Consider the following 4,507-nt stretch of genomic DNA (forward strand, 5'->3'; position numbering starts at 1 on the left):
CTCCACCGCCACCCCCTTCGCCGCCGTCCTCCTCCGTCTCACGGTGGATGAACATCACCACGTCGGCGTCCTGCTCGATGGAGCCGGACTCACGCAGGTCCGACAGCATGGGCTTGCCGCCCTTGCGCTCCTCCACCTTACGGCTGAGCTGGCTGAGCGCGATGATGGGCACCTCTAGCTCCTTGGCCAACTGCTTGAGCGCGCGGGAGATTTCGGCCACTTCCAGCTGGCGGCTCTCCACCTTGCCCTTCTGGTGCATCAGCTGGAGGTAGTCGATGACGAGCAGCGACAGGCGCGGGTCCTTCTGCTTCACGCGCCGCGCCTTCGCGCGCAGGTCGAACGGGGACAGGCCACCCGAGTCGTCGATGTAGATGGGCGCGTTGTAGAGGGCGCCCGCCATCTCCTGGAACTTCTCCTCGTCGTGCGGGGACAGCCGGCCGCCGCGCAGCTTCTTCATGTCCACGCGCGCCGTGGACGCGAGCAGACGCATGAGCAGCTGATCCGCGGGCATTTCCAGGCTGAAGATGCCGACCGCCTTGTTCTCCTTGAGCGCCGCGTGCACCGCGATGTTCATGGCGAAGGACGTCTTGCCCACGCCGGGACGCGCCGCGAGGATGATGAGCTCACCGGCGTGCAGGCCGGTCAGCTGATTGTCCAGGTCGATGTAGCCCGTGGACAGGCCCGTCACGCCCGTCGCCGCGGTCTTCATCTTGTCCAGCAGGTCGAGCGTCTGCTCCATCAGCTCGCTGACCGGACGCAGGTCGCCTTCGCGCTTCTTCTCCGCGAGGAGGAAGACCTTGCGCTCGGCCTCGTCGAGCAGGACGTCCAGCTCGCCCGTCTCCTGGCTGGCGAGGTCCTGGATCTCCCGGCCCACGTTGGCCAGGCGCCGGCGCAGCGCCTGGTCCTTGACGATGTGGGCGTACTGCACGGCGTTGGCCGCCAGCGGGACGACCTGGTCCAGGCCCATCAGGTACGCGGGACCGCCCACCGCGACGAGCTGGCCGAGGATCTTCAGCTCCTCCGCGAGCGTCAGGTGGTCCACCTGCTTGCTCTGCTGATCCAGCCGCATCATCGCGGCGAAGATCTGCGCGTGCGAAGGGCTGGCGAAGTCGTCCGCGTGGACGACCTCCGCCACGGGCGTGATGAGCCCGTTGTCCGCCAGCACGGCGCCCAGCACCGCACGCTCCGCGGCGAGATCCTCGTGGACCCGCCGTCCTTCCCTACCGTCCAGGACGTTCTGCATGGCTGCTTGGAACCTCTACAGGCAGCGTCTGACACGTTCCAGCGGACGTCCAGTTTCCAGGCAACAGACCTGTAGCACCCGGTAGGTCTGGGAGGGATGCCGCGACCCACCGTGGCAGCCGGGCCCGGCCCCCGGGTGAACCCACCCGGCGCGTCGGGCTATTCGGCGGCGCCCCACTGCTGGAGGAAGGCCTCCCGGTAGGTGCGACTGAGGATCACCGTGGAGCCGTCCTTGAGCACGAGGATGCCGTCCCCGTGCGTCCATGGCTCCAGGCGGGCCACGGCTTCCAGGTTCACCAGGTCGCCGCGGTGCACGCGCACGAAGCGGGTGGGGTCCAGGCGCTCCTCCAGGGCCCGCAGCGTCTGGCGCACCAGGTGCTCGCCCTGGGCGGTGTACAGCCGCACGTACTTGTCCTCCGAGGACAGGCGCCACACGGTGTCCAGGCGCAGCGGGACCCAGCCCTCACCCACCTTCACCACCAGCCGCTCCAGGGGGCGCTCCGGGCGGGCCCGGGCCACCGTGGCGAGCAGGGCGTCCAGCGCGGCCGTGCCCTGGGTGCCCGCGCTCAGCAGCGCATGGGCCTTGTCGAGCGCCCGGCTGAAGCGGCCGGCGTCATAGGGCTTGAGGAGGTAGTCCGCCGCGTGGGCCTCGAAGGCCTGGAGCGCGAAGCGTTCGTAGGCGGTGGAGAAGATGACGGCGGGGCAGGCGTCCGGCCCGAGCGCCTCCAGCACCTCGAAGCCGGTGAGGCCGGGCATCTGCACGTCGAGCACCACCAGGTCTGGCCGCAGCGCCTCGATGCGCGCGAGCGCCTCCGTCCCGTCCGGGGCCTCGCCCACGCAGGTGAAGCGCGCGTCGGCCTCCAGCAGGCGCTTCACCTTCGCGCGCGCGGGCGCCTCGTCGTCCACCACCAGCACGCGGAACACCGTCATGACGAAGCCTCCTCCCCATGCTCTGGCCACGCTCGTGCCGCGGTCCGCATCGTCCTGACGCGTGAGGTTGTCATGACGCGTCCGCCTGGGCCGCCTCGCGGGGCAGCCACACCGTCACGCGCGCGCCGCCCTCCGGCCCCGCGCCGCGCTCCAGGCGGGCCCGGTCGCCGTGCAGCAGCGTGAGCACGCGTCCCAGCTGCGTCAGCCCCACGCCGGGCCCGGAAGCAGGGGAGGGTGCCCCGAAGCCGCGCCCGGTGTCCTCCACCTCCAGCGCCCAGCGGTCCGCCTCTGCGCGCGCGCGGATGCGCACCTCCAGCACTCCGACCCGGTCCTGGTTGTGCTTCACCGCGTTCTCCACCAGCGTCTGCAGCGCGAAGCACGGCACGCGCTGGGACTCCAACCCCGGCGCCACGTCCCAGCACACCTCCAGCCGGTCGCCGAAGCGCGCCGCGAGCAGCGCGACGAAGCGCTCGGTGTGCCCGCGCTCCTCGGCCAGCGTCCAGGTGGGCTCGGTGCGCTCCAGGCTCGCGCGGAGGAGCTGGCCCAGGTCGCTCAGGAGTCGGTCCGTGCGCGACAGGTCCTCGTACATCACGGAGCCGATGGTGTGCAGCGCGTTGAAGAGGAAGTGCGGATGCAGCTGGCCCGTAAGCGACTGGAGCTGCGCGGCCCTCAGTTCGCCCTCCAGCTCCGCTGCATGGAGCGCCCGCGCCTGCCGCGCCTGCCACTCGTACAGGAGCGCGATGACCGCGCAGCTCAGGCCGTAGGTGACGAGGTCCTTCTGCGCCTCCATCGGGAGCGCGTAGGCGGGAGGCCCCAGGTCGTAGTCCCCCAGCTCCAGCAGCGCATAGACGGCGTGCCGCAGCCCCGCCATCACCGCGACGTGCAGCGACGTGAAGAGGACGAAGGCCGCCGCGTGGATGCCCAGGAAGCGCGCCCAGCCCACCCGGAGCGACGGCGCGTTGAGCACCGCCGTCATCGGGATGGGCAAGAGCAGCGTAATGGTCAGCGCGCTCGTCACCTCCCAGATGAACGCCGGCGCCCAGTGACCGGGATGCGACCCCATGAGCTGCGACAGCCGCACCGCGCTGCCCTGCCACACGCCCAGCGCCAATCCGAACGCCAGGAGCTTGAGCGCCGTCCGCACCCTCAGCTGGGGCCACCGCCACCGCGTCGATGGAGCGTCGTCCCAGGCCTTCACCCGACCGCCTCCGGGGCCAGGACGGCCGGACGCACCGAGCGGGGCTTCATGCCGAAGAGCGGCCGCAGCCACGACACGCGGGACACGCTTTCACACAGCGCCAGCGTGAGGGCGAAGGACACGGTGAGCACCACGAGGAGCATGGCCCAGGGCCCCACCGGCAGCCGCAGGCACAGGTAGCCCACGCAGACGATGACCGTCTGGTGGAAGATGTAGAACGGATACGACAGCGCCTGCGCACGCGGAAGCCACGCGGGGGACACGCGGATGTGGTGCCGCGCGTAGGCCAGCGCTACCAGCAGCCCGCTCCAGATGAGGACGGAGCCCCCCACGATGGCGGGCACCACCGGCATCACCGGCCACGGCCACACCAGCTCCACGATGAGCGCCGCCACCCACAGGGCCAGCAGGCCGTGCCGCAGCGTCACCAGCCGGCCCCACACGCCCGGGCAGCGGCCCAGCAGGTGGCCGTACAGGAAGAGCAGGCCGTACATGAGGAAGGTGCGCGGATCATCGAACAGCGCGTGCGTCTCCGGGTAGTCACGCAAGAGCACCCGGACGAGCACCAGCGGCACCCCGAGCCACAGCACGTTGATCCCGCGTGACAGCCACGCGTCCGCCCACGCGAGGAACCGCTGCCCGGCTTCCGTGCGCAGCGCCGCGAAGAGGGGCAGGGCCATGAGGCAGTAGACGAACAGGTAGGCCACGAACCACAGATGGTGCCAGCTGAAGCTGCCCGCGGGATAGGACACGAACTCGAACACCGTCGGGTAGAACGCGGCGTAGCTCCCAGCGAACTGCCCCCGGAACAGCCGCTCTACGTAGATCTGCGGCGGCACCACCACGAACATGCCGAACACCAGCGGCAAGAACAGCCGCTTCGTCCGGTCCTTCGCGAACGCCCCCAGGCTGCGCCGCCGGAGCGCGAACGCGGTGCCCGCGCCGGAAATGACCATCAACAGCGGCATGCGCACCAGGTGCAGCACCGACATCACGGGCTCCAGCACCGGCAGCGCCTGGGGGCTCTTGATGTGCCACTCCCAGGTGTTGAACATCATCCCGGTGTGGAACAGGTGCAGCACCACGATGGCCAGCACCCGGAGCCAGTCCAGGTCGGGATGGTGCGCGGCGGCGGGG

The 4,507-nt window shown here is 70.5% G+C and carries 4 protein-coding genes; all 4 read right to left on the minus strand.

What is annotated here, in order from left to right; genetic code table 11:
• Window positions 1-1,243: replicative DNA helicase (gene dnaB / locus D7W79_RS39220; protein ID WP_120530340.1), on the minus strand; the 1,243-nt coding region annotated here is incomplete at its 3' end.
• Between the two features lie 158 nt (window positions 1,244-1,401).
• Window positions 1,402-2,172 (minus strand): LytR/AlgR family response regulator transcription factor, encoded by a 771-nt coding sequence (locus tag D7W79_RS39225; RefSeq protein ID WP_120530341.1) that lies wholly within the window; start codon window positions 2,170-2,172, stop codon window positions 1,402-1,404.
• A 70-nt stretch (window positions 2,173-2,242) separates the two neighbouring features.
• Window positions 2,243-3,370, minus strand: coding sequence for a sensor histidine kinase (locus tag D7W79_RS39230; protein WP_120530342.1), 1,128 nt, complete (start codon window positions 3,368-3,370; stop codon window positions 2,243-2,245).
• Window positions 3,367-4,507: acyltransferase family protein (locus D7W79_RS39235; RefSeq protein ID WP_147442282.1), on the minus strand; the 1,141-nt coding region annotated here is incomplete at its 5' end. The genes D7W79_RS39230 and D7W79_RS39235, both read right to left, overlap by 4 nt.

It is taken from the genome of Corallococcus exercitus (assembly GCF_003611585.1).
GTDB classification, from domain to species: domain Bacteria; phylum Myxococcota; class Myxococcia; order Myxococcales; family Myxococcaceae; genus Corallococcus; species Corallococcus exercitus.